Genomic DNA, 24,650 nt, shown 5'->3' with positions numbered 1-24,650 from the left:
AGCTCCCCAGTAACACCCCTGCAAGACCCAAGAATCACTCCTAAGGAGACAGTGTGAAGAAGTTCCTCGTCGTCGGCTGCGGTGGCTCCGGAGCCAAGACCCAGGCCTACATGATCGACCAGCTCAAGGCGCACCTGCGGTCCTTCGACCCCACGCTGACCTCGCTGCCGAAGGCGTGGCAGTTCGTCAGCATCGACGTGCCGATCGACCCGGAAAAGGGGCCGGGCGGGCTCGGCAACGTCCCGGAGAACGGTGGACGTTACGTCGGCATCGGCTCCAAGCAGCAGTACCGCACCTTCGACTCGGGACTCTCTAAGTATCTGGGCCGCCGCGGCGCCCTGGGTGACATCGCCACCTGGGCACCGCGTGCACCGGAGACGAACACCACCCCGGTCTCCGACGGCGCCGGCCAGTTCCGCGCGGTGGGCCGCATGCTCACCCTGCAGTCGATCGCGAAAATGCGCGAGGAACTCAAGTCCGCGATGGACGTTCTCGAGGAAGCGTCGACCATTGCCGAACTCAACGACCTAAACCACCGCATCACCGGCCACCAGAGCAGTGCCGCGGACGCCTCCCCGGTGATCCTCGTGGTCTCCTCCATGGCCGGCGGTGCCGGTGCCTCGATGTTCCTGGACGTCTGCCGAATCCTGTCGACCCTGCCGAACGCTAAGCCGGAGCACACCGGTGTGTTCATGTACACCCCGGAGGTCTTCGAGAACCTCCCGTCGGACGCCATGGTCGGCGCCTGGCCGAATGCCCTGGCCATGTTCGGCGAGGCTGTGGCCACCCAGACCGGGGCCTCCACCAAGGCGGACGTGGACCTGTTCAAGGCGCTCGGTGTGGAAGCCGGTGCCTCGCGCAACACCTTCGCCCGCCTGTTCCCCATCGGCGGTCGTATGGGCGCCACCGGTGCCCGCTTCGGCGACGGCGACCCGAACACGATCTTCCGTGGCCTCGGCCGCTCGCTGGCAGCACTGATGTCCTCGGAGAAGTCCGCGGACAGCTTCGTGCAGTATTCCCTGGGCAACCCGCCGGCCAACCAGCCCGACCGCAACATCCTGGGCTGGGCCAACGCCGACCGCGTGCCGTGGAGCGCCATGCCCTGGGGTTCCATGGGGTACGCGCAGCTCAGCATGGGGCGCGACCGCTACGCGGAGTATTCCGCCCAGCGTCTAGCCCATACGTCGTTCGACCGCATCCTAAACGGCCACAAGGACCCGCTGAGCTCGGACACCGGTGAGGAGCAGTTGCAGAAGCGACTCAACGAGCGCTACCCGCGAATCCTCGACCGAGTGCACGTCTACAAGGAAATCCTGCAGGCCCAGCCTGGTCAGCAGTTCATCGCCAGCTGGGTCGGGCACTCCTTCGGAAACTACGCCCATAGCGCCGCTCAGCAGTCGGGGGAGACGCTTCGTCGTCGCCTGCCGGAGGCCGACGGCCGAAAGGCCTCTGAGTGGGGAAGCGACGTCCGCTTCCGTCTCACCGAAGCCGCCTTCACCGGGCCCGGCGGTATGCTCCACCAGGAACTGGATGCCTCGGCCTACGCTGCAGTGCACGACTTCGCCGACCGGTTCTGCGACCTGGTGATCGAGATGGCCGAGGAGGAACTCGCCACGGCGGGCCTGCCCTTCGTGGAGAAGGTGCTCGACAAGCTCGCCGACGACATCCGTCAGCGCCTCATCAACCCGATGGAGAACTACGTGGCCGCCACCCGGGGCAGGAGCCCCGCGGTGGTCACACCGCCGATCGACCAGCTGCTGCAGCCGCTCACCGGCAACGGCGCTGTCACCGGCTCCGGCCAGATCCTCGACAACATCGCCATGCAGTACCGTGGCCAGTTCACCGAGTACTTCGGCATTCGCGTGGCTGCATACCTCGCACCGGTCCTGGAGGACTTCCTCAACAACGCGCTGAGCCGGCTGACCCGTGAACTCAACGACGCCCACGCCGACCTCGAGTACGCCGCCAAGCAGAAGAAGGTCAACGTCAACCTCGCCGACGTGGCCACCAACGACCCGGTCGCCTGGCCCCGCAACGGCGACGAGATGATCAACGACCGCTTCCGCGGCTCTGCCAACGAGATCCTCATCAGCGACGTCGACAGCTTCCCCGCCGACTTCGAGGCCCATGTCCTGCAGGACGTACGTGTCGCTGAGCCGTCCGTCTTCGACGCGGCCGACGCCACGCGGCTCGCCTCCCAGTCGGTCGTGCTGGGCACGTGGGAGACCAACGGTTCGGAGAAGGCACCGAACAACACCCTCTCCGCCCCACCCCGCCACGGCGGCAACCGTGCCAGCGGCAACCGCGCCGGCTGGGTCAGCCGTCACCTGGTCTCCTCCCCGTCCGGTCACGAGGAGCGCGAGTCGCGCCACGGTTCCTTCACCGCGCGGATCCGCCCCGCCCAGCTGCTGGAGCGGTCCCGGCTGTGGATCCAGCGTCCCGACTACCACTTCTCGAAGTTCATCGGGACCGACCTGCGCAGTTACATGACGCAGGACGAGGCCACGAACGACGCCACCTTCGCCCGCCGCATCGCCCGCCTGCGCGAGGCCTTCAGCACGGCACTGGCGCAGGCCCGTCCCCTGGCCGCCGTGGACTCCACGATGGTCAGCCAGGTGCACGGCACCGACGAAAGCTACCGCTACACCTTCTCCGAGATCCCACTGAAGGCGAACTCCGCCACCGACCAGCTGGTCTCCGTACTCAACGAGACCACCAACCTGGACCCCTCCACCGAGAGCGTGCTGACCGGGGCACTGTCGACGGACACGAAGATCCGCCACATCGACGTCTTCGGCTCGTACCCGAACTACTCGCCGGTGGTCTACAGCTCGCTGTTCCCGCACGTGGCCAAGGAGTGGAGCACCGGACGCAACAACGCCGGATTCTGGAAGGACCGCCGCAGCCGCACGATCGCCGGCTCCGTCCCGCTGTCCGACGACGAGCGCAAGGCGATGGTCGCCGGCTGGATCGTGGGCACCGCGACCGGCCGGATCTACATCCAGGACGATGGCCTGCCGACCGCACGTGCTCACGTCTACGACGACGTCCGCTCCGAGTGGGTGCCCTTCCCGCACCCGCTGCTCACCCCGCCGAAGGAGATGCGCCACAAGATCGACTGGATGCCGGCAGTGATCGAGTCGGTCCTGTTGGCCTACGCCAACATCCAGACACGCAACGACAAGGGCCAGCCCGCCTGGTCGCTGCGCCCGTACCAGCTACTGCGCGGCCTGTACGACAACGCCACCGAAGGCCCCACGCCGGACGGCACGAACATCATCCACCCCGTCGTGGAACGCCTGAGCACTTTCCTGGGCTCCGGTGAGCGTCCCGACCAGGCCCCGCAGGGCGCCGATATCGAGGAGCGCCACGGCATCGTGACCCGCTACCTCACGTCCTACGCCACCAACGCCGACGCCTTCATCCCCGGCCAGGGCTCCGGACTGCCCGGTGCACAGACTCAGGAGAAGCCGTGGGCCACGGTGCGGGATCGCGCCTACGCCTCGAACATGCCGCTGTTCCACGACCTCGCCCCGGATGTAGTCGAGATGACTGCGAAACTGCGGCCCAGGCTCGACGAGGCGAAGCAGCGCGCCGAGGCACCCGCAGCGCCGTCCGGGATGCCCGGTGGTCTACCCGGCGGTCCGCCGGCCAGCCAGCCCGCCCCGACATCCGGCCCGACCTTCACAGGGTTCGGGGGTGACCTGTTCTGATGAGCACCGCCGACACCACACCGACCGTCATCTTCTTCGGCCACGGCAGCGTGGCCGACCAGGTGCGCCGCAACCTGACCGACCTGTCCTCGCTCGGCATGGTCAAGCCGTTCTACTGGGTGGATCCCCGACTGCCGGACTCGGCGGTAGTCGCTCCATCCGTGCGCATGGTCAGCGGGAGCGGCCAGCGCATCCTGTCCCTCGACCAGGCATTGCGCACGATCTCCGGGGCCATCCTCTTCCTCGCCCTCGATGTGGAGAGCGCCACGGGCACCTTGGACAACAGCGCCGGGCTCGACATGGGTGCCGTCGACCGGTGGACCAACGCGGTCGAATCGCGTCTGTCGACGGCTCCGGGCCGCGTGCGGGTGCTGCTGCCCCGCGTGCCGCGCGGCAACTGGAGCCCGACCAGCTACCAGTCGTGGCCGACCACCGTGGCCATCGCCCCGGAAGACTCCGAGAGCCCGCACACCCCGCTGGAGCCGGTGCTCAAGGCCGGTGACCCCACGGACATCGCCCGGGTCGCCGCTCCCACGCTGTGCGGTCTGACCGGCCTGTGGTCCAGCGCCACCGGCTGCGCGCTGACCGAGGACAACGGCGCACCGATCTCCACCGGCGGCGAGTACCGCGTACGCCTAGCACGCTCGTACCACCGCACCATCGATGCCTCCACGGTCGAGGACCAGCTGCGCCGCCAGGCGTCCGACGTCCGTGACCGGCTACCGCAGCCGATCACCCCGGACGGACGCCAGGTCAGCTACCTGGGGCAGGACGAGGGCGTGCCCGAGGCCCTGGCCCAGCGCCTGCTCGCCGAACACGGCCCGTCACTGACCACTCCCATGCAGCCGGAGGACAGCGGACAAGTTGTGCGCAAGAAGTGGTGGAAGGCATTGTTCTCCTTCCTCGGCGACTACTTCCGCATGGGTCTGGGCAGTCCGAAGAGCTGGGCGCAGAAGGCCGGGCAGGCCACGCTGCGCGCCGCGGAGAACCGGACCCAGACCTTCCTCTACGGTGAGGACTCCCCGGTCCGGGTGGTCTCGAACTCGGCGTCGTCCCCCGCGCAGTCGATGTCGCTGGACGACATGTCCGCCACCGCCGCCTGGTACCGCCGCCAGGCGCTGCAGTCCGGCGTGCGCGTCGGCGAGGTCCCCCAGCTCTCCGAGATGTGGGACTCCTACAAGGACATCTCGCTGACCCTGGTGGACGGCACCGAACGCCAGCAGGGCAACCTGCAGTCCCCGAAGGACGCCTGGGGCAACCGCGCCATCGTCCGCCAGGGCTGGCAGGCCGTCCCGGACGTCGACGACTCCTTCTACGGTTTCCACCCGCTGCTCGGCCAGCGCCTCGGCATCTCCGAGGAGGACGCCACCATCCGGCCCTTCGACGCGCGCAAGGCCGCCGCCTACGCGGAGGGCATCGCCTTCGTCGCCGGGCAGACCCGCGAGCCGGAGATCCGGCAGCTCCAAGCGGACTTTGCCGCGTGGAGGCAGACCGCATCCCGCAGCTTCGCCTGGCAAACCGGCGAAGGCCTGACCCTGCTGATCGACCAGTCCCGCCACAACGTCCACGACCAGCTGGAGAGGTACGACCGGCACAAGCAGAACCTGGACGACCTCGACCACCGAGACACCGCCGGAAAGAACTCGGCGTACACGAGGACCACTTTCGGCCTCCTGGGGCTCGAGTTCCTGCTTCTCCTGTTCATCGCCTACTCGACGACCATCCACTACAAGTCGGAGTGGCAGCTGAGCTTCTACTCCGGCTTCGACTGGTGCTGGGCGCTGGGCTGGTTCCTGCTGGGCTCCTTCGTACTGATGGTTATTCACATGGGGGCCTACGCTCGTGCCCGGCGCGGGGTGGAACGCTACCTCGAGAGCCTCCGGTTGTTCAGGGCGAACGTGCAGATCACCGGTACGAACGTGAATACGGCGATGGAAAACTACAACCGTCAGATCGCCGCCTACAGGCAGCTGTTGAGCTGGTCGACGGTGCTGGGCCGGGCGATCTCGCGCCCGCTGGGCCGCGATCTGTCCACCGGTGAGGGGCTGGCATCGCCGTCGGCCGGGCTGCCGCTGTCCACTCGCATCGGGCAAGCCGCTGTCCCCGACGAGAAGCTTGTCCCCCTGGTCAATTCCATCCGCGAGAAGCTCTTCCCCTCGCAGTGGGCGTCCAACGCCCTGGACTCCCTCATGGAGGACGCGGCCGCCAGCCTGTCGCACAACACCGGCGAGCAGACCCCGCCGGAGGGGCAGCTGCGCGGCCAGTCCGGTGCCGGCACCGGATCGCCGCTCGACCGGTTGACCGCCTGGTCGGTCGCCCCGCAGCTGGAGGACCGCGACCACACCCGCCAGCACTGGGCGCGGATCATCGGCTCCCCCGAGGCGTCGAAGAACTTCGGACGCGAACTGGCCGAGACGATCGACACGGTTCTCTACTTCGAGAACGGTGCGCCGATGTCCACCACCAAGGAGCAGTTCCTCAGCACCCTGCACACCGACAACCGGGTCGCCGGCAACTTCCTGCAGGACGTGGTGTCGACCGTCGCGCTAAACGACGGCGCCACGTCGATGGACCCAAACGTGTGCCACCTCGACCGCACGCGCAGCGACGCATCCCACACGTTGACCCGCTCTGCCACCCTGGTGCAGTTCGGACGCACCACCGCCCTGTCCAACCTCGGCGGCGAGCCCGAGTCCGACGCCGACGTGCCGGTCACCTCCACGGAGATGCCCGTGTTCGAGGCCGCCCCCTTCGAGACACCGACGTTCGAGGCACCGTCCTTCGATGCGCCCACCTTTGACGGCCCCAGGTTCGGGGAGTGACGAACAAGACATGACCTCCCACATCCAAGACCTGCCCCTCGACGTCTGCCGGCGGATCGCCACCCTCACCGACCCCACGCAGGACGCGGTCCGCGTCCTGCTGCCATCGGGAAAGGACGACCTGGCGAAAGACGTCCGCGGTCTCTTCGAGGGCCGCACCCCTGAGCCAGCCCCCGAGCCAGCCCCCGAGCCTGTACCAGTGCCCGAGCCCGAACCAGTGCCCGAACCTGAGCCCGAACCCGAGCCCGCGAAGTCCCCCGCCCCGTCCTCGAAAAACAAGAAGAAGGAACCGAAGGCGCCCATGTCTCTCGCCGACCAGATGAAGCTGCTCCTCGACGGCGACGCCGCCACGAACGCCGTGGACAAGTCCGACTTCGAGAGCGACCCGATCTTCACCCAGATCTTCCAGCGCTCCGACGAGACATTCGCCTACAGCACGCCGGAGGGCTACACCTCCCCCGGCCCGATCAAGGTCACCTACTCGGTGGAGGACCCCGCCCCACAGGACCCGCAAGCCTCTCAGGACCCGGACGTCACCGGCAAAGAGTCTGTGCTGGTCACCTGGCCGAAGCTGCCGAACCGCCCTAAGGAGACCACCCTCTACCGCGTCATCGCCGCCGACCACGAGACCGAGTGCGCCCCGGGCGCCGGCACCGAACTGGTCATCACCCACGGCACCGCCTTCCGCGACGAGCGCCCGAACTCCACCGGCCTGCGCCACTACATGGTCTGGGCCTACACCTGGGACGGCGGCCCCGCCGGGCTGCTCGAAGCCGCTGCCCGGTTCATCGGTGAGGACGTGGCGATCTACCCGCCGCGCGAGGTAAAGCTCGTCGAGTCCAACGGCACCGTCAACGGCTCCTGGGACGCCATGCCCGGACACGACGAGGTGCGCGTCTACCACGCCAAGCAGGGCTACGCCGGACGCCTCACCGACCCCGGCAACATGTTGGTCAGCGGTGTGGAGCAGTCCGGTTTCAGCTACCGCGTCAGCACTCGCGGGCTGAATTACGACTTCACTCTGGCCCCGGTCGTCTCCTTCCGCGGCCGCGCCCACACCGGCCCGGCAATCCCCGCGCAGAAGATACTGGTCAGTGCAGAGATCCAGAAGGTCTCCCTCATCACCGCCGGCTACCTGCCGGACCACAACAACGAGGATCAGATCATCCTGGAGTGGGAGGCCCCGCCGACCGGTCAGGTCCGGGTCTTCCTCACCGACTCCGCCCCGGACCCGGAGCTCCCCCTCGACCAGGTCGACCGCAGCTACCTCGACGACGACGACGCCTTGGGCTCCACCAAGTGGACCACCGACGACAACTCCGTGCCCGGCGAGCACGTGACCCGCACGCTGGTGTGGCCAGCCGATTGGCACGAGGTCCACATCACTCCGGTCAACATCGTGGAGCAGCGGGCGTGGGTCGGTGACAGCCGGGTGCTGCAGCGGGTGGAGAACATCACCGACCCGCAGCTGGTGGAACGGGTGTCAGGCCAGCTCATCACCTTCGACTGGCCGGCCGGCGCCACGCACATCAACGTGCGCACCACCCAGGACCAGCTGAGTCTGGAGGAGGATGCCTACCGCCGCCAGGGCGGGGTGCGCCTGAACCTGCTGAACACCGGCGACAAGGTCACGCTGACCCCCGCAGCGATCTGGGCGGGCAAGGACAAGGAAGCCGACACCCCCACGGAAATCACCTATCCGGGGCTGCGCGCGTACTCCTACGACCTAACCGATTCGCCGAAGGGCTTCCCGCAGCTGCAGATCTGGTCGGTCGGCAACCCGGACGCGAATGCCCCGCACTTCCGCCTGGTGCACAACTCGTCCAGGCTCCCGCTGCACATCGGCGACGGCTCCGCGGTGACGTGCGTGAAGGATGGTGCGTCGGCCGGGCCCGCCGGGCAGCCGCAGCCGACGACGGACCTCTACCAGTCCGCCCTGCCGTCAGGGTCACTTTCCGGTCCGGAGCAGGGGTCGCAGTCCACCCCGGGGTGGGGAGTGACCTCGGCATCGTCGCAGGATGCGACCTGGTGGATCGACTACACCACCATCGACGGCGGCTACCTGCGCCTCTTCGTCGACGAACCGGAGACCCCAACCACACCTACTTCCTCTGCCACCCCGGCACCGGCCGCCAGCCCGACCCCGCGCGCTGGTTTCAGCGCCGGCGCATTCGGCGGCAGCCTCGGCAACCCCAACGCTGCCGGTACCGGAGCCTCCACCGGCAGCACCCCGACGTCGTGGAATGCCGCGACCATCCCGGCCATCGTGGTGGAGTCCGTCGTCACCACCAAGCTCGCCTACCCGTCGCGTCGGAAGGTGCACCCCTGACATGTCCGGTTCCTTCACTTACGCTTCGTTCTCACCGTCCGACCAGCGTTCCGGCGGATGGGGCGTCGGCCACCGCACCGGGGAGCTAGCCCCCTTCCAGGTCGACGAGGTTATCCCGCTGATCCCCACTCACCTGTCCGACCCGGTCGCGCTGCCGACCTTCCCCGACCGCGAGGAGCTCGCCCGGCGGATCCGCAGGTTCGCCTGGCTGCCCGCCCCATGGGAGCCGGTGGAGTCCGCCGACACCGGCGTGTTCCTCGCCTCCGTTCCCGCCGGCCAGGACGCGACGGGACGACCGGGCAACGTCTTCACCTACGTCTTCGTCAGTGACCCCGGCCAACTGCCGCAGCGCGACGCGGTGAAGCTAATGTTCTCCGCGTCCGTCCCATCGCCCTATGGCAAGCGCAAGGTCGACGCCGCGGAGGGGCCCGGCAATGCCCAGATGACCGAGACCACCGTGCTGTCCGAGAAGGTCATCGAGGGTTTTCTCGACGGGAACTCCACCGCCGACGAGTTGTCCTGGCCTCAGGAGCTGGGCCGGGTCCGACCACATGCGGGCCCGGTTCCGCGCCGCGAGATCCTGAACTTCCTCGTCGCCCGGATCGCCGATGGCACCCCGGTGGTGCTGCTCACCGACGTCGCGGAAGGGCCCCTGTGGATCACTGCCCTGGCCGACCAGCTCCCACCGACGCTGCCCGCGGACCGTTCCTTCACCTGGTCGACCTACGAGAAGGCCGCCACGGTCACCGATACCCTCGCCGCCGGAGTGTCCTTCGCCGTGGTGCCGTCCACCGAGGCCGAGAAGATGCAGGACGCCCCGGGCGTTCTCGTCGTGAACACCGCAGCGGTGCTACCCGTCGTGCCGGACCCCTCGGCGAAGCAGGACACCACGACAACCACACCGTCGGCCACGTCCAGCTGGCGCGGAGCGACCTGGGCACCGGTGACGGCGCCGGTAGCCGCATCACAGGAGCCACAGGCACCAGAGGAGCTGGAGGAGCCGGAGACCACGTCGCACACCGCGAACCCCTTCGACACCGGTGCCATAGCGGAACCCGTACAGCCGACCCAGCCCCAGGCTTCCCCGGCTGCCCAGGCCGCGCCGGCAGCACCGGCACAAGCACGGCCTACCCCCGAGGGCACGTTGCCGGCCATCGCCTTCACTTCCGACATCGACACCGAGTTCATCATGGAGGCGTCATTGCAGGAGTGGGCCGACGCCTGTTTCGAACCCGAGTCTCGCCACGGAATCACCCGGCAGATCTCCCAGTACCTGCTTCTCGACCCTGCCGACGATCTCGGCTGGACCACGCGGATTCGCATGCTCGCGCTGGCGTCCTACGGGCACTTCCCTCAACTGCGGCGAGCCGGCAGGGACCGCAATGAGGACGCACTCTGCGCCATCGACGATGCCGACCGGACGCGGCTGGTGAAGGACACTGTCGCCTACACCGTCCGCCACGGATCCGACCACCAGTTCCCCGGCACCGGCCAGCCGGACCTGGACTCACTGATCAATCCCAGCGTCCGCAGGCTCGTCGAGGCCGTGTATCGCGGTCGACAACGTTCACTGGCGAAGGCACAGCCCGACCACTTCCCGCTCAACGGCAACCCCCGACGATAAGGACACCATCCATGCACACCATTTCACTCAACGACGGCGAGTCCCACGCCGTCGACGACGGTGGCCTGCTGAAGGTCCAGGTCTTTCCCGTGGGGGGAAGCCCGTCTGACCTACGCATCAGCGTCACCGGCGAGGACGTCCGGGCAACCACCCCGAACAACACCCTGGCCATCGTCACCGCCGTGCCTGCCTCGGCGACGATCACCATCGCCCCCACCACCGGCGGCGACTTCGGCATCGACCAGGCCGTGCGGCTCACCGTCACCGGCACCGACCGCACCACCGTGGAGTTCCCCGTGGTGCGCGTCGGCGGGGTCCCGGAGAAGAAGCTCGGACGCATCGACCACACCGGCTCCTCCTACAACCTCACGGCCTACGGCTCCTCCGTGTCCACCGACCTGCCGCGGGCGGTGATGGCGGTGTCCTCCGCCGTGCGCACCCACCTGACCTCAACCTCCGGTGCCTCCGGCGTCTCCTCGCTGCGGGTCTTCGCCGACACCGGGGCGACCCTGTCGGCCGCCACCGAGCAGGACACCCTCACCGCCGCGGTCACCGCGGTGCGTGGCCTGGCCACCACCTTCTCTCTCGACACCGTGGAACTGTTCACCGGTGCCGGACGCCGCGGCGAGGTCTCCGTCCCCGAGCTCGACGACCTGGTACTGCAAGCCGCGGCTGCGGACGTCACCCGCGTCGGCGCGTCCGTCCTGCCCGGGACCCCGGCGGCTGGGCAGGGAGGGACCGCCCCCGGAACCCTGACCGTGCACCTCACCTCCACCCCGGTGACCGGCATGGTCGCCGATACTGTCGCTGGCGGTGCCGAGCGTTCTACCTCCCTGATCCTCGTCCTCGGCGACGGGTCCGTGGAGGAGGCGTCCCTGTTCTCCTCCTCCCCCGACCTCACCGCCGCCACCGGCGTGCTGCCGGTCGACGCCCGCCTCGCCGCCGGCCTACTCGCCGGCGACCCGGGGGCCTTCAACCACGGCGCCGCCATCGTCGCCTCCATCCTCGACTCCGTGAAGGAGGTCTCCGCGTGACATCCGCCCACCAGGCCCCCAACCAAGCCCCCAACCAGGCCGGCTCGCTCTCCCGCGACCCGTACACCTTCGAGCCCCTCCACCCGGGCGCCTCCGTCTCCGGACACCAGGACCTGCCGTCCGACTGGGACCACGCGCACGTGCACTGCGTGGCCATGGCCGGTGCCCGGGCATCCGGCAAGAGCCTGTACACCGCGGTGCTGATCAAGCAGCTCGAGGAGATCGCCAGCCGCTACAACTGCGTGGTCGAGGCGGCGGACGGCTCTACCCGGGAACGCTTCCACACCTACTATGAGACCCCGCTCTACCGGGAGATGAAGCACATGCCGGCCACCCCGCCGGCGTCCAGCTCGGACGCGTACCAGCGCGACCCGCTGATCTTTTCCCTTGGCCGGTGGACGGATGCCCAGGGCACGTTGCGTCCCCACTACCTGGTCTTCCGCGATGTCGCCGGCGAGGACCTGGAGACCCTGCCGTCCGACCCGTCGGAACTGTCGTTCTTCCGCCACGCCGACCTGATCATCTTCCTGTTCGACCCGCTACGTGTCCCCGCGATCCGCACCTACCTGCAGGGCATCATCCCGCCGCAGAAACTCACCGGCGGTGCCCCGGAGGACGTGCTGCGCAACCTCATCCGCCTGCTGGACGGCAGCCGCCCGAAACTGGCAGTCACGATCTCGAAGTTCGACACGCTGCAGCAGCTCGCCCACACCGGCGACAACGAGTGGGCGCGCATCATGGGCAACGATGGTGCGGCGTTCCGCCGAGACACCGGCTGGGACTACGACGTCAACGACCAACGGCTGCTCCACCTGGAGATCGAGAGCCTGCTGCGCTACATGTCGGCGGACAAACTGGTCAACCTCATTGGCCAGGATTACGGCTGGACGTACGATGCCGGCACACAGTCCTCCGGCCACGTGCGCCCGGATCTGTGGCAGTACTGCGCGGTCTCCGCGCTCGGCGAGTCACCGAATGGCGAAAAGCTGAACCGCCGCGGCATCGCCCCCTACCGGGTGCTGGACCCGGTGCTCTCCGTGCTCACCCCGCACGGTGTGTTCACCAACTAGCCGACTACTGCCCGGAATTCTGCCGGCACTCCCACTCTCGGCCGTCGTTGCCGATCGACTGGAAGATGTCTGCGGCCTCCCCGTAGTAGCGCTGGGAGCCGTCCTGTGCACCGGCGTGGGCGAAGAGGTTGGCCAGCGCGACCTTCGCCTCGGCGTAGGCTTCGCGCTCATCGACCCCGCTGACCTCGTCCTCGGTGAGCCGCTCATCCATGTCCAGTAGGAGCTGTGTTGCGGTGCGGGGGTCCTTGGCCAGAAAGTGCGCGTAGGACAGGCGGATCGTGGACCAGATGACCCCGCTGGTCAGCCCGTAGCGCCGCGAGAGGTTCAGCGACTGCTCGTAGACGTCGTACATGTCGGCCAACCGGCCCGCCTTCTCCAGGCACGCGCCCTTCTCCAGGAAGGCCATGATCTCGCCATTGTGGTCGTTCTTGCGTTGGTAGAGCTCCGCGAGCTGCGAGGCGTACCCGCTGCGCGCCTCCGGGTCGTGCCCGGTGACCTCGGCGGGGAGGTTGAGGTGCAGGCGGATGATGAGGATCCTGTCGTCCAGTGGCACCGAGCTCGGGAGCTCGCGGTTCACCCGCGACAGCACGGCCTCGAAGAACCTGTTGCGGTCCTGGCGTGCACGGATGGAGTCCCCGAGGGCCTCCATGACCGACTGCTGCAGGCGGTACACGCCCACGGCGCGGGTGATCACCTCGGGCCGCAAGTGCGGGGACTCCAACGACGGCGAACCAGTGATGACGTCCATCAGCTCCCCCAACCGGTGCCGCAGGGCAGACAGGTCGCCGGTACCGCGGGAAGCCTCCAGGCTGTGCCGGCATTCGGCGAGCAGTTCGTCCCACCGGGCATCGTTGTCCTCGATGAACGGCTCGGCGGCGAGCTCGCGGACACGGTCGTCCCAGGTCATCGAGGCCGTGACGGTCTGGGGCAGGACGAACTCGGGCTCGGGCTCCGGCTCGGGTACTGGTTCCGGCTCCGGCTCGGGCCGGCGGATGCGTTCCAGGAGGTCCCCGGCCACCGGCGTGGCATCGATCTCGCCCTCGGCCATGCGCACGCTGAGCGCCAGGTTCTCCGCGTCCTCCTTCCGCCCCTGGAGCAGGGCGGCCTCGGCGAGGTGCAGCCGGGCGGTCGCGAGCATCACCGGGTCGCCCGCCGACAGTGACAGGGCGGCGAGCAGGGAGGCCGCGGCCTCGAGCTCCTCACCGAGCTGGCACGCCTGCGCGGCGACGCAGCGGGCAAAGGCGAGGTCCCGCACACTGCGCAGCCTCGGGTCGTCGACGGAGAGCTCACCAACGCGCAGCGACACCGTGTCCAGTTCCGCGGTCTGGGCCAGGAAGGCCGCAGCGTGGCCGGCGGAGGTCAGCGCGTCCCAGTTCTCGTCGGCCAGGTCCCGGAGCTGGTCGAGGTCCTTCATGACGGTCAACGTGTCCAGCGATGCTGCGACCATGGTGGGCTCCTGTGGTGACGAAGAAAAAGATGAAGGGTAACGACTGCAAACACTGTGTCGTCGCCCATCATTCTAAGGAACACCCGGTGGACGGGTCGCGCAACACCCCGGTTGACGGCGACCGGAAAACTTTCCCGAAACTTTTTCCCCACCCGACCAATCCGCGGTGCGTCTGGCTCCGAACTCAGGGGTGACACCATCCCCCGGGCTTCACGTCAGGCCCACACACCGAGGAGTGCCCACCATGTCCACGAAGTACACCAAGCGCACCACCTACACCGCCAAGACGGTCGCCATCGGCTCTGCCGCCGCCCTGATCCTGGCCCTCGCCGCCTGTTCGGACGACTCGGACGGCTCCGACGGCTCGACTGGCTCGATGACCTCAGGAAGTTCCAGCACCTCAAGCACCTCCGACATGGACGACATGACCGACTCCACCATGGACGAGCATTCCGACCACGGCTCCGGCGGCGACATCACCCCGGTGAGCACCGGCGACCCCTTCGCCGACGCGATGACCGCGGCGTCCCACATGCCGATGACCGGCCAGACCCTCGCCGACGGCATCGTCGCCGCCGCCGGCATCGACGGCGACCCGGACTCCGACGCCGCCACCCTGCACGCCGACCTGGCGTCCAACCTGCAGGAACACGTCTACCTCGCGGGCATGGCCGTGGCCACCGCCTACACCGAGGGCGCGGACTCCGACGCCTTCGCCGCCGCGTCCGACGCCCTGGACGCCAACGCCGTGGCGTTGGCCGACATGGTCGCCACGATCGACCCGGACCAGCGCGACGCCGTGCTGGAGCTCTGGCGTGACCACATCGGCTACTTCGTGGACTACGCCACCGCCGCCAAGGAAGGTGACGAGGCTGCGAAGGCCGCCGCCCAGGATGACCTGACGCAGTACACGATGGATGCCGGCGAGGCGTTCTCCGGACTGTCCCAGGGCGTCATCGATGCCGGTGAGGCCACCGAGGGCCTGCAGCACCACGTCGACAGTCTCTCGCAGGCCATCGACGCCCTCGCCGCCGGCGACACCGCCGCCTACGGGGACCTGCACTCCGCGGCGTCCCACGGTGGCGACTTCATCGCCACGCTGGCCTCGGGACTCGCCGAGGGCAACGACATCGAGGGAGATGCCACCGACGACGCCGCGACCCTGCGCGTCACCCTGGCCACCGGGCTGCAGGAGCACGTGTACCTCGCCGGGGTCGCCGTGTTCACCGCCTACACCACCGAGGGCGGCACCGACTCCGAGGCGTTCGCCGCAGCAGCCGACACCCTGGACCACAACTCCATGGCCCTGTCGGAGGCGGTCGGCTCCGTCGCCGGCGAGGAGAAGGGCGAGGAGTTCCTGGCGCTGTGGCGCGAGCACATCGGCTACTTCGTGGACTACGCCAACGCGCTGGCCACCGACGACACCGCCGCAGCGGATGAGGCGCTGGAGAACCTCGACGGCTACCGTCCGCAGGCCGGCGAGTTCTTCGCCGAGATCACCAACGGCGAACTCAACGCCGACGAGTTGGCCGAGGGCCTGGCCGGACACATCTCCACCGTGGCCGGGACGATCCAGTCGCTCAAGGGTGCTCTTGTCGACTGAACCATCTCTATGATCGACCTCATGACCCAGCAGACCCCCGACCCCGGGCGACGGGACCAGACGCAGCTGACCGCACTGGTCGAGCGTGCCGCCGCCGGCGACCGGGGGTCCTTTGGCCTTCTCTACGACGAGGTATCCCCCGTGGTCCACGGCATTTGCCGTCGTGTCCTGCGCAATGAGGGCATCGCCGCCGAGACGACCCAGGAGGTGATGCTGGAGTTGTGGACGAGGTCGTCGTCCTACGATCCCGCCCGCGGCACCGTGTACGCCTGGGCGGCGATGATCGCGCACCGTCGTGCCGTCGACGGGGTGCGCTCGGAGTCCTCCCGCCGGGACCGCGAGCACCGTACCCACCACGAGTTCCGGGACGTCGACGTGCCGGACGCTGCCGGCGGCTCGGGCGGGGTGGACACCGACCTGCTCCGGCGCGAGGAGTCCGATCGGGTGCGTCACTGCCTGGGCGAGCTCACGGACCTGGAGAACGAGTCGCTGGTCGCCGCCTATTTCGGTGGACGGACCTACTCCGAGGTGGCACGCCACCTCACCGCCCCGCTGGCCACGGTGAAGAGCCGTATCCGCTCGGCCTTGTCGCGCATGCGCACCTGTTTGGAGATGAGTTGAGATGACCGGACCGGACCGTGATCGTGATGTTGACCGTGACCGAACCGAGGAACTTCTCGTCGGGCTGGCGCTCGACGCCCTGGACTCCGCGCAGGACGTGCGGGAGGCCGAGGCGCTGGCGGCGTCCGACCCGGACGCGGCGGCCGCGCTGCGCCGCTACCGGGAGGTCGCCGCGCAGCTGGCGGCGGTGCACGAGACCGCCCCGCCGCCGGAGGTGAAGGAGGCGGTCATGCGCCGCCTCGCCGAGGACGGTGCCGATACCCCTGATGCGCCGGCGGCGCCGGACGCACAGGTCGCGCCGGTCACCCAGTTGGACGGCTACCGCCGCTCCCGCAGGACGGCCTGGGTGATGACGGCGGTCGCCGCGGTCTCCCTCGCCGTCGCCGTGCCGTCGCTGACGGTGGCGATCTCCCAGCACAACACCTCGGTGCAGGCCGAGGACACCACCCGGGAGATCACCCGGTTGCTCACCTCCCCCGATGCGACGGTGACCTCGGAAGGTGTCGGCGACGGTACTCAGGGGTCCGTGGCCGTCGTCGCCGCCGGTGGGGAGATGACCGTTATCGCCCGCGACCTGCCCGGGGTCGCCGACGACCGCGTCTACCAGTTGTGGGCCCTCGACGATGCCGGCGAGCCGGCCTCGGCGGGCCTGTTCGACGGTTCCGACGGGATCATCAGCGTGAACGCCGACGGGGTCGTTTCGGGCGGGGTCGGGCCCGCCGCGATGGCCGTCACCGAGGAACCGGCCGGCGGTTCACCGGCACCGACGAGCGACCCCGTGGTCGTGCTCGCGCTCGGCGGCGAAGGGGACACAGCCGGCTGAGCCGTCACCCCACGTGCACACGCGGGCGGCGGGCCTCGTCGGGTTCCACCCGGCGCAGCACTTCGCGGGTGACCGCGGCATTGTGGCCACGGCCCACCGCGAGGTAGCGCAGCATCTCGCGCACAGGCGTCCCCGTCCCCCACTCGAAGTAGAGGTCGGGCACCACACCAACGTGCTCCCGGGCGTCCAGGGCGACCGCGGCGATGGCATTGGGCATGGTCGTGGCCGTGACGTTCAGTACCGGCACCCCGTCGACGGCCCGGCCGGTAACTTCGAGCACGGAAGTGAAGTCGCTGGCATCAGTCACGCTGACCTCGAGGAACACCAAGGCCCGGTCGGCCGGCAGGTGGTTGGCGCGGCGCACGCCGCGCTCCCGCGCCGCCACGTCACCCGCACCGTCCCCCGCGGCGTCCTGCGCGCAGGACGCGACGAGGTGCAGTTCCCCGGTACCGGCGGCAGCGGCCTGCAGGATGTGCTGTGCCGCGGCGTCGTACCGGATCTCGGTGCCGCGCAGCTCCAGCGAGCGGCGGGTGCGCGACACCGCCGAGACCACGATGATGCCCATGATGAACCACGCCGCCACCCGCAGCCCTTCGGGACGCTCCACGATATTGGCCACCAGGGTGTAGCCCAGCACCACCGTGACCAGTGCGAACAGGATTGCGCGGCGACTACTGCTGTGGCGCGTGTGCAGCGTCACCGCCAGCGCCCCAGAGAACAGCAGCACCAGCACACCGGTGGCATAGGCGCCGGACTGGGCGTCCACGTTGGCGCGGAAGAGAAGCACCAGCAGCACCGCCACACCGGTCAGCACGACCACCATCGGACGTGAGCGTCGCGCCCACCGCGGTGCCATGCCATAGGCGGGCAGGTAGCGCGGGATCAGCGCGAGCATCCCCGCCATCGCCGAGGCACCGGCGAACCACAGCACCGCGATGGTGGAGGCGTCGTAGAGGTTGCCGACAATCGGCCCGAACTGCTCGTGCGCCAGCCACGCCAGGGCGCGGCCGTTGGCCTCGCCGCCGGACGCCAGCTGCCCGGCGGGCACCAGCATCGTCACACACAGGGAGGACGCCACGAGGAAGGCGCTCATCACCAGCGCGCTGACCAGCACGAGGCGGCGTCCCCCGCGGATGCGAGAGTCACGCGCCGCGGTGCCTGGTTCCGTTGCTGGGTCGGCTCTGGGGTCCGTTTCGGGGCCCGGGCGGATCAGCGGCATCACCGACACCCCGGTCTCGAAGCCCGACAGTCCAAGCGCCAGCTTCGGGAAGACCAGCACGGCCACCGCTGCCATGGCCCATACGCTGTTGTGCTGGGCGGACAGCGCGGCCGTCCAGTCGGCCACGTAGCCCGGCTCGGTGAGGATGCGCCACAGTCCGGCGACGACCACCGCGGTGGTCAGGGCCAGGTAAGTGCCCACGAGTACTACGGAGACCCGCACGGCCTCGGTGAAACCCTTGAGGAACACCGCGGCGAGCAGGCCGACGAGCATCAGCGTGACCGGCATCAACCAGGGGCTGGTCGAGGAGCTGAGCAGGTGGGTCGCCGCGTCCGAGGCGGACAGCGTGACCGTGATCATGAAGTCACAGGCGGCGAAGCCGAGCAGCACGAGGACCAGGAGTTTCCCGCGCCATCCGCGGACCATGGCGGCGAGCATGCCGACCGAGCCCAGACCGTCCGGCGACTCGGCGGCGATGCGCCGGTAGACCGGCACCGCACCGAGAAGCGTCACGGCCACCAGGACCAGGGTTGCCACGGGAGCCAGTGCTCCGGCCGCGGCGACGGCGATGCCCGGCTGGTAGCCGAGGGTGGAGAAGTAGTCGACACCGGACAGGCACATGACCTCCCACCAGGGGTGGCGGGCGTCGTGTCCAGTGTTGTGGCTGGTGTTGTGACTGGTGTTGTAGCCGGGGGTTCGGAGGGGACGCGGCACCTGAGCGGTGAAGGCGTCCCGGCGGACCGGTGGGTGGTCCTGCGCTCTACGCATAGCAAAAAGCTACGCCTGCGCACCCCCGGCGACAAGAGGTATTAGCAGGTCAGATGTCTTGCGGGTTCGCGACCTCATAGGCCGTGATGACCTCGTCGGAGAGCTTGCCCCGGGAGGAGACCACGAAGCCGTTGTCATTGGCCCAGTCACGGATGCGCTGGTTGCGCTTGGCGCGCTGCACGCGGGCAGCATTGGCCGACAGGGTGCCCTTCGCCTGGCGCGGCCCGGAGGACGCACGGACCTTGCGGGCCACCTTGAGGTAGGGCTCGAGCTCCTCGGCGAAGATCTCGGCGTTGAGCTCGGAGAGGTCCAGGACATAGTCGGTGCCGCGGAAGCCGAAGTTCACGTTCCGCACCTCGTCGGGTGCCAGTTCCTCACGGTCAATGTCGTCTACGTAGGTAATTACTGTTCGTCGTCCCATTCGGTTCAGCCTACCACTGACCCCTCCTTTTCCCCGGAGTCCAGTGCGTCCCCATAGCACCGCCCCCAAACGTCACACGCTTTCTTACCTAAAGCATTTTTGCTGTCGCATTAATTTTCCGGACCGTCGATGACACCTCAGGAAACCGTACGTCGCGGCGACAGTGGAAGGGAAAGGACATTTATCGTTCGCCCATCGAGGATCATTACCCCCATTCCGTCATTCCGTTTCCTAAAACTCGAAAAGTGGCACAGGTCGCACCTTGCTAGCTAGGCTAGCGATATGACCGACAATCCCGGCCTCCGGAACTCACGCCCGCCAGGGCGCCCGAAGACGACGCTGACACTGTCCCCCGAGGAACGGGAGACACTGACCGAGTGGGCAAAATCCGCGCCGGATGCACCATCGACGACCGCAGAGGCCGCAGGGGCAGGAGACCCCAGCGAGCCCAGCGAGCCCGGACAGCTAGCCCTTCGCTCCCGGATTATCCTGGCCTGCGCTACCGGAGCGCCGAATACCCGCGTCGCCGAACATCTGGGAGTGTCACGCCCGACCGTTGGCAAGTGGCGCAGCAGGTTCGTCGAACGCCGACTCGATGGCCTAGCCGACGACCCCCGCCCGGGGCGGCCGCCGTCGATGAGCATCGAGGAGATCCGCGCAGTGCTGAAGGCACATCATCCCGGACGCCACCACAGCCGGGCGACCACGACGGGCTGGACCCGTCGGGAGCTTGCCCGCCGTACCGGACTGTCGGTCTCTACGATCGGGAGGATTTGGGGCCATCTCGACATTCCGAATCCGGAGACTTAATACGACTAATATCGCGATGGCGTTTAATATCCTCGGCTAAAAATAAACGTAGTTACGCTCGTTGGTGACCGTCTTCCTCACCCTGGTTTTGGGGCGAGTTATCGACTCCGTGACACGCCGACATCCCCTCTGCCCAGACGCTGACTTAGCGGGGATATTCCCACGACGGACCTGCACTGATTCCCCATACGCCCTGGGGTGTCCCCTCCGGTTCAACACCAACAACACCCGGTGCCCGCCCTCCAGATGCCGCTACCATGAATACCCCTCGATACCCGCTTACCTCGCCAGTCTAGCTATATGAGTTAGTTGTGCCGACCGGTTATGCTGGATACATGTCAACGGACTACTGGTACGACGCGACGGACCCCGCAGTGGCTCTGTTGCACGCTGTCCGCCGCTTCCGCCGCGCCGACCAGGAGATGCGGCGTCATCTCGGGGTGGACATGGGCATCAACGCCACCGACACCGAGGCCGTCCGGCACATCATCGCCTGCGAACGCGCCGGCACGCCCGTGACCGCCCGCGGCCTGGCGGACGCACTGCACATCTCGACCGCCGCCACCGCGAAGCTGCTCAACCGGCTTACCGAGTCCGGGCACGTGCGCCGCGCCCCGCACCCCCACGACCGGCGTTCCGTCGTGATCGTCGCCACCGAACACTCCCACGAGGAGGTGGACGACTGGCTGTCCCCGATGCACGAGAAGATGCTGCAGGCCGCCCACGCGGTGCCGTCCGGCGACCGGCAGGCCATCATCAGGTTCCTCGACGCGCTCACCGACTCCGTCGAACCCGAGACCCCCGAGTCCCCCGAGACCGCTACGTCTCCGGAGTCCCCCGGGGCGTAGCACCCCGCGGCGGCAGCGGGATGAACATCGAGGTCCGCCGCCGATAGTCCTCCCACCCGGCGCGCCCCTCCATCCGCTTCTCCAGCAGGCGGGCCCCGGTACCCCACACCAGCGTCACGGTCATCGCCACCGGGGACACCAGCGCCAGGAGTGCTGTCAGGGCAGCCGGCCATGCACCGAGCCCCGGAGCGGTCACGGCACCGACGGCGGCGATCCAGATCCCCCACCACACCACTGCTTCGCCGAAGTAGTTCGGGTGGCGGCTCCAGGACCACAGTCCACGGCCCATCACCCGACCGGACGTCCCCTGCGCCCGGAAGGCGTCGAGCTGCCGGTCAGCGATGGTCTCCACCACCAGCCCCGCCAACGCCACCACCAGACCGACGATAACCAGCACCCACTGTGCCTCCGCGGCACCTGTGCCTCCTGGAGCTCCAGCCGCCGCCGCGACCTGCAGCGGCACCGACACCAGCCACGCCACCGCACCCTGCGGTAGCAGTACGGAGGTCAGCAGGGAGGACGCCGGCTTCTCCATCAGGTCCGCGTACCGGGGGTCCTCGACATCGTGGCCGACGCGGGTGACCAGGTGGCGGGAGAGCCGCGCGGCCCAGAGGGCCACCACCGCGAGCATCAGCCACGCCCCCGCGCCGGACCCACCGATCAGCACCGCCGTCACCGAGTTCAGCAGGATCAGCGGACCCCACAGCACGTCCATCACCGCGACCCGGCCCGTCCGGCGCACCACCACCGCCACGACCACCATCACCACCACGGTCGTCGCGGCGCAGGCCAGCGCGACGCCCAGCCAGTCAGTAAACATGCTCGTCCCCTGTGCCGTGAACCGCGTCCCCCCCCCGGGCGGGTGGCCAGGATCTGGTCGACTCCCATGCGCCCCTGCCGGAACGCCATGCCGCCGCCGACGAGGTAGAGGTGCCAGACGCGGAAGACCTCCTCGCCGACGAGTTCCACGATGCGCTCCCGGTTACCGAGGAAACGGTCAATCCAGTGGTCCACGGTCCGGGCGTAGTCCTCGCGCATCCCCCGCACGGCGCGAACCTCCAGGCCGCCGTCCTCCAGCATCGCCACGGTCTCCCCCAGGGGGCGCATGTGCATGTCCGGGGCGATGAACGCCTCGATGAACGGCCCGCCGCCGGGGTGACGGCCCCGGCGCGACATCTGCTGGAGCAGTATCCGCCCGCCGGGACGTACCCGGTCGCGCAGCGTGCGGATGAACGTCGGGTAGTTGCGCTGGCCCACGTGCTCCCCCATCTCCACCGACGAGACTGCGTCGTAGACACCCCGCACGTCGCGATAGTCCTGCAGCAGCACAGTGACCCGGTCCTCCAGCCCGCGCTCACGCACGAGCCGCTCAACCCAGTCGCGCTGCGCGGATGAGATCGTCACCGCGGTGACACGCACCCCATAATTCTCCGCGGCGTGCACCGCGGTCGACCCCCAACCGCAGCCCACGTCCAGCAGGTGTTGACCTTCGCTGAGCTGCAGGGCGGTGCACAGCAGGTCCAGCTTCGCGCGCTGGGCGTCCGCCAGTGTACGTGCCGGTGCCGCACCGGCGTCTGCACCGGAATCTTCACCGAAGTAGGCGCAGGAGTACGACATCGTCTCGTCGAGGATCTGCGCGTAGAACTCATTGGACAGGTCGTAGTGGTGGGCGATGACCGAACGGTCCCGGTCACGGGTGTGCAGCCGGCCGCGCAGGTGCGCCTGGGACGCCGGTGGTGCCGGACGCCGCCGCACCACACCCAGCTCGCGCACCGTGCGCAGCACGTCAGCGACCCCGGCAAGACCTACGAGCCCGGCAGAACCCGGGGAGGACGCCGGCATCCGCAGGCGGACGTCCGGACGCCGGGCCAGCGCGGTGAGGCGGGCGAACCCCTCGGCGAGCGGGTCGCCGGCTCCGGCCCCGTCCCCGTCCCCGGCTTCCGCGTCGATCTCCCCGGTGACATAGGCCTGCGCCAGGCCCAGCTCACCTGGCGACCACAACAACCGGGTCAGCGCCTGCGGGTCGTTGATCACCAGCGTCGGCACATCCGCCGCGGCGTCCGGCCCTGCCACGCTGCCGTCCCAGGCGCGCAACCGCACCGGCAGTTCCTCCGGGGCCACCCCGGCGAGCTGCGTGACCACCGACGCCAGGCGTCCGGCGACGCCCTCATCCTCATTCCGCGTCCCGGTCATGACCGTTCCTCCCGTTCTGTCGTGGAGTCCACCGGCCGGTGGAACTCCAGTTGGCCGACGTCGATGTAGCCGGCGGTGAATCCCGCCCGGCAGTACGCCAGGTAGAAGTGCCAGAGTCGCCGGAACTGAACGTCGAATCCGAGCTCCCCGATGCGTCCGGCTTGTTGCTCACACGCCTCGTCCCACAGGGCCAGCGTCGTGGCGTAGTCCGCGCCGAAGAAGCGACGGGCCCCGGGACGCAGGCCCGCCCGCCGCGCCGCGGCGTCCAGCGCAGGCACCGACGGGATGCACCCGCCGGGGAAGATGTAGGTGGTGATCCACGTGGCGTTGTCCCGCGAGGCCAGCATGCGGTCGTGGTCCATGGTGATCGCCTGGACGACCGCGGTGCCCCCGGGTGCAAGGCGTTCCCGGATGCCCGCCATGTAGTCGTCCCAGTACTCGTGGCCGACGGCCTCGACCATCTCCACGGAAACGACCGCGTCGTAGGTGCCGGTGACCTCCCGGTAGTCGCGGATCTCCACGTTCACCAGGTCGCCCACCCCGGCGCTCGCCGCGCGCTCCCGGGCCAGGGCCGCCTGCTCGGCGGAGAGCGTGACCGTGTGCACCCGCGCGCCACGCCCGGCGGCGCGGATCGCCAGCTCGCCCCAGCCGGTGCCGATCTCCAGCAACCGGGTGCCCGCGCCGACGCCTGCACGGTCCAGGGCGCGGTCCATCTTGGCGTCCTGCGCCGCACGCAGGTCCAACCCCGGCTGCTCGAACAGGGCCGAGGAGTAGCTCATGCCCGGGTCGAGGAAGGCGGCGAAGAAGTCATTGGACAGGTCATAGTGGTGGCTGATGTTCGCCCGCGCCCCGTCCACCGTATTGCGCTGGGAACGTGGTCGTCGCCGCAGGTAGACAGCCCGGAACCGTTGCATCCAGCCAGGTACCAGGGTGGTGAACCTGCGGCACAGGGCGGTGAGTGTGCCGGCGAGGTCGTCGGCCTCCCAGTCCCCGGCGGTGTAGGACTCGCCAAAGCCGGTGAGACCGCGGGCGCCCAACCGGGCGTAGAACGCCTCGGGACGCAGGACGCGCAGGTCGGCGTCCTGCAATGCCTGTGCAGGGTCGCCGGCGTGCGCGACGGTGATACCCGCGGTGCGTGCCGCGCGCACCAGCAGCCGGCGGGTGACGCGGGCGGCCATCCGCGCCTGCGGCGGTGCCGGCACGAGACCGGACGGGTGCGCCGGGGCTTGTACCAGGGCGGGCACGGGCGGGGTGAGGGGTGTGCGTGCGGTGGTGTCTGCGGTGGTGTCAACGGGGGAGTTCACT

The 24,650-nt window shown here is 68.9% G+C and carries 17 protein-coding genes; 11 read left to right on the top strand and 6 right to left on the bottom strand.

What is annotated here, in order from left to right:
• Positions 1 to 53: 53 nt before the first annotated feature.
• The 6 genes from ACT3SZ_RS04405 to ACT3SZ_RS04380 are packed head-to-tail and all read left to right on the top strand — an operon-like array spanning position 54 to position 12,592.
• The gene (locus tag ACT3SZ_RS04405) at positions 54 to 3,713 is read left to right on the top strand and encodes a tubulin-like doman-containing protein (protein ID WP_444616981.1); all 3,660 of its coding nucleotides are present in this window, start codon (positions 54 to 56) and stop codon (positions 3,711 to 3,713) included.
• Positions 3,713 to 6,535 carry a hypothetical protein gene (locus ACT3SZ_RS04400; protein WP_444616980.1) on the top strand — a complete coding sequence of 941 codons (2,823 nt, stop codon included), beginning with the start codon at positions 3,713 to 3,715 and terminating at the stop codon, positions 6,533 to 6,535. Before ACT3SZ_RS04405 ends, ACT3SZ_RS04400 begins: the two co-directional genes overlap by 1 nt.
• 10 nt (positions 6,536 to 6,545) lie before the next feature.
• Complete coding sequence (locus ACT3SZ_RS04395; protein WP_444616979.1) at positions 6,546 to 8,864, top strand: cell surface glycoprotein; 2,319 nt, start codon at positions 6,546 to 6,548, stop codon at positions 8,862 to 8,864.
• 1 nt (position 8,865) lies between these two features.
• Complete coding sequence (locus ACT3SZ_RS04390) at positions 8,866 to 10,488, top strand: GAP1-N2 domain-containing protein (protein ID WP_444616978.1); 1,623 nt, start codon at positions 8,866 to 8,868, stop codon at positions 10,486 to 10,488.
• Positions 10,489 to 10,499: 11 nt separating this feature from the next.
• Positions 10,500 to 11,522 carry a hypothetical protein gene (locus ACT3SZ_RS04385; RefSeq protein ID WP_444616977.1) on the top strand — a complete coding sequence of 341 codons (1,023 nt, stop codon included), beginning with the start codon at positions 10,500 to 10,502 and terminating at the stop codon, positions 11,520 to 11,522.
• Positions 11,519 to 12,592, top strand: a complete 1,074-nt coding sequence (locus ACT3SZ_RS04380) for a TRAFAC clade GTPase domain-containing protein (protein ID WP_444616976.1) — start codon at positions 11,519 to 11,521, stop codon at positions 12,590 to 12,592. Before ACT3SZ_RS04385 ends, ACT3SZ_RS04380 begins: the two co-directional genes overlap by 4 nt.
• Before the next feature lie 4 nt (positions 12,593 to 12,596).
• Here ACT3SZ_RS04380 and ACT3SZ_RS04375 read toward each other — a convergent pair whose 3' ends face one another.
• Positions 12,597 to 14,039: a hypothetical protein gene (locus ACT3SZ_RS04375; RefSeq protein WP_444616975.1), complete on the bottom strand. Its 1,443-nt coding sequence runs from the start codon at positions 14,037 to 14,039 to the stop codon at positions 12,597 to 12,599.
• 244 nt (positions 14,040 to 14,283) lie between these two features.
• Here ACT3SZ_RS04375 and ACT3SZ_RS04370 point away from each other — a divergent pair, with 244 nt between their 5' ends.
• The 3 genes from ACT3SZ_RS04370 to ACT3SZ_RS04360 are packed head-to-tail and all read left to right on the top strand — an operon-like array spanning position 14,284 to position 17,086.
• Positions 14,284 to 15,642: a hypothetical protein gene (locus ACT3SZ_RS04370; RefSeq protein WP_444616974.1), complete on the top strand. Its 1,359-nt coding sequence runs from the start codon at positions 14,284 to 14,286 to the stop codon at positions 15,640 to 15,642.
• Between the two features lie 21 nt (positions 15,643 to 15,663).
• Positions 15,664 to 16,263: a sigma-70 family RNA polymerase sigma factor gene (locus ACT3SZ_RS04365; protein WP_444616973.1), complete on the top strand. Its 600-nt coding sequence runs from the start codon at positions 15,664 to 15,666 to the stop codon at positions 16,261 to 16,263.
• A gap of 1 nt (position 16,264) precedes the next feature.
• Positions 16,265 to 17,086 carry an anti-sigma factor domain-containing protein gene (locus ACT3SZ_RS04360; RefSeq protein ID WP_444616972.1) on the top strand — a complete coding sequence of 274 codons (822 nt, stop codon included), beginning with the start codon at positions 16,265 to 16,267 and terminating at the stop codon, positions 17,084 to 17,086.
• Positions 17,087 to 17,090: 4 nt separating this feature from the next.
• Here the strand turns inward: ACT3SZ_RS04360 and ACT3SZ_RS04355 are convergent, their stop codons facing one another.
• Together ACT3SZ_RS04355 and ACT3SZ_RS04350 are read right to left on the bottom strand one after the other, a co-directional pair.
• Positions 17,091 to 18,926: an amino acid transporter gene (locus ACT3SZ_RS04355; protein WP_444617054.1), complete on the bottom strand. Its 1,836-nt coding sequence runs from the start codon at positions 18,924 to 18,926 to the stop codon at positions 17,091 to 17,093.
• Between the two features lie 196 nt (positions 18,927 to 19,122).
• Entirely contained in the window at positions 19,123 to 19,494 is a 372-nt protein-coding gene (locus ACT3SZ_RS04350; protein WP_444616971.1) for a histone-like nucleoid-structuring protein Lsr2, read from the bottom strand.
• A 282-nt stretch (positions 19,495 to 19,776) separates the two neighbouring features.
• Between ACT3SZ_RS04350 and ACT3SZ_RS04345 the strand changes: the two genes are divergently transcribed.
• A complete protein-coding gene (locus tag ACT3SZ_RS04345) occupies positions 19,777 to 20,304 on the top strand; it encodes a helix-turn-helix domain-containing protein (protein ID WP_444616970.1) in 528 nt (175 codons plus the stop codon).
• A gap of 335 nt (positions 20,305 to 20,639) precedes the next feature.
• Positions 20,640 to 21,152 (top strand): MarR family winged helix-turn-helix transcriptional regulator, encoded by a 513-nt coding sequence (locus tag ACT3SZ_RS04340; protein WP_444616969.1) that lies wholly within the window; start codon positions 20,640 to 20,642, stop codon positions 21,150 to 21,152.
• Here ACT3SZ_RS04340 and ACT3SZ_RS04335 read toward each other — a convergent pair.
• From ACT3SZ_RS04335 to ACT3SZ_RS04325, 3 genes are read right to left on the bottom strand one after another with little or no spacing between them, the layout of a single operon-like run.
• Entirely contained in the window at positions 21,124 to 21,972 is an 849-nt protein-coding gene (locus ACT3SZ_RS04335; protein WP_444616967.1) for a DUF1295 domain-containing protein, read from the bottom strand. The two genes, ACT3SZ_RS04340 and ACT3SZ_RS04335, sit on opposite strands and share 29 nt — an antisense overlap.
• Positions 21,915 to 23,345 carry a class I SAM-dependent methyltransferase gene (locus ACT3SZ_RS04330; RefSeq protein ID WP_444616966.1) on the bottom strand — a complete coding sequence of 477 codons (1,431 nt, stop codon included), beginning with the start codon at positions 23,343 to 23,345 and terminating at the stop codon, positions 21,915 to 21,917. The genes ACT3SZ_RS04335 and ACT3SZ_RS04330 overlap by 58 nt, the downstream gene beginning before the upstream one ends.
• Positions 23,342 to 24,649, bottom strand: coding sequence for a class I SAM-dependent methyltransferase (locus ACT3SZ_RS04325; protein ID WP_444616965.1), 1,308 nt, complete (start codon positions 24,647 to 24,649; stop codon positions 23,342 to 23,344). Before ACT3SZ_RS04325 ends, ACT3SZ_RS04330 begins: the two co-directional genes overlap by 4 nt.
• Position 24,650: the final 1 nt, after the last annotated feature.

It is taken from the genome of Corynebacterium sp. AOP40-9SA-29, assembly GCF_052377405.1.
Taxonomy (GTDB): domain Bacteria; phylum Actinomycetota; class Actinomycetes; order Mycobacteriales; family Mycobacteriaceae; genus Corynebacterium.
The sequence above is the reverse complement of the archived record's forward strand: the minus strand, read 5'-3'. Positions and strand labels throughout refer to the sequence as shown.

What these genes read in the sequence shown, in the direction of transcription:
- ACT3SZ_RS04335 (WP_444616967.1), bottom strand. Translation starts at nt 21,972, where the DNA reads ATGTTTACTGACTGGCTGGGCGTCGCGCTGGCCTGCGCCGCGACGACC.
- ACT3SZ_RS04375 (WP_444616975.1), bottom strand. Translation starts at nt 14,039, where the DNA reads ATGGTCGCAGCATCGCTGGACACGTTGACCGTCATGAAGGACCTCGAC.
- ACT3SZ_RS04340 (WP_444616969.1), top strand. Translation starts at nt 20,640, where the DNA reads ATGTCAACGGACTACTGGTACGACGCGACGGACCCCGCAGTGGCTCTG.
- ACT3SZ_RS04350 (WP_444616971.1), bottom strand. Translation starts at nt 19,494, where the DNA reads ATGGGACGACGAACAGTAATTACCTACGTAGACGACATTGACCGTGAG.
- ACT3SZ_RS04330 (WP_444616966.1), bottom strand. Translation starts at nt 23,345, where the DNA reads ATGACCGGGACGCGGAATGAGGATGAGGGCGTCGCCGGACGCCTGGCG.
- ACT3SZ_RS04345 (WP_444616970.1), top strand. Translation starts at nt 19,777, where the DNA reads ATGACCGACAATCCCGGCCTCCGGAACTCACGCCCGCCAGGGCGCCCG.
- ACT3SZ_RS04385 (WP_444616977.1), top strand. Translation starts at nt 10,500, where the DNA reads ATGCACACCATTTCACTCAACGACGGCGAGTCCCACGCCGTCGACGAC.
- ACT3SZ_RS04370 (WP_444616974.1), top strand. Translation starts at nt 14,284, where the DNA reads ATGTCCACGAAGTACACCAAGCGCACCACCTACACCGCCAAGACGGTC.
- ACT3SZ_RS04355 (WP_444617054.1), bottom strand. Translation starts at nt 18,926, where the DNA reads ATGTGCCTGTCCGGTGTCGACTACTTCTCCACCCTCGGCTACCAGCCG.
- ACT3SZ_RS04360 (WP_444616972.1), top strand. Translation starts at nt 16,265, where the DNA reads ATGACCGGACCGGACCGTGATCGTGATGTTGACCGTGACCGAACCGAG.
- ACT3SZ_RS04400 (WP_444616980.1), top strand. Translation starts at nt 3,713, where the DNA reads ATGAGCACCGCCGACACCACACCGACCGTCATCTTCTTCGGCCACGGC.
- ACT3SZ_RS04390 (WP_444616978.1), top strand. Translation starts at nt 8,866, where the DNA reads ATGTCCGGTTCCTTCACTTACGCTTCGTTCTCACCGTCCGACCAGCGT.
- ACT3SZ_RS04365 (WP_444616973.1), top strand. Translation starts at nt 15,664, where the DNA reads ATGACCCAGCAGACCCCCGACCCCGGGCGACGGGACCAGACGCAGCTG.
- ACT3SZ_RS04395 (WP_444616979.1), top strand. Translation starts at nt 6,546, where the DNA reads ATGACCTCCCACATCCAAGACCTGCCCCTCGACGTCTGCCGGCGGATC.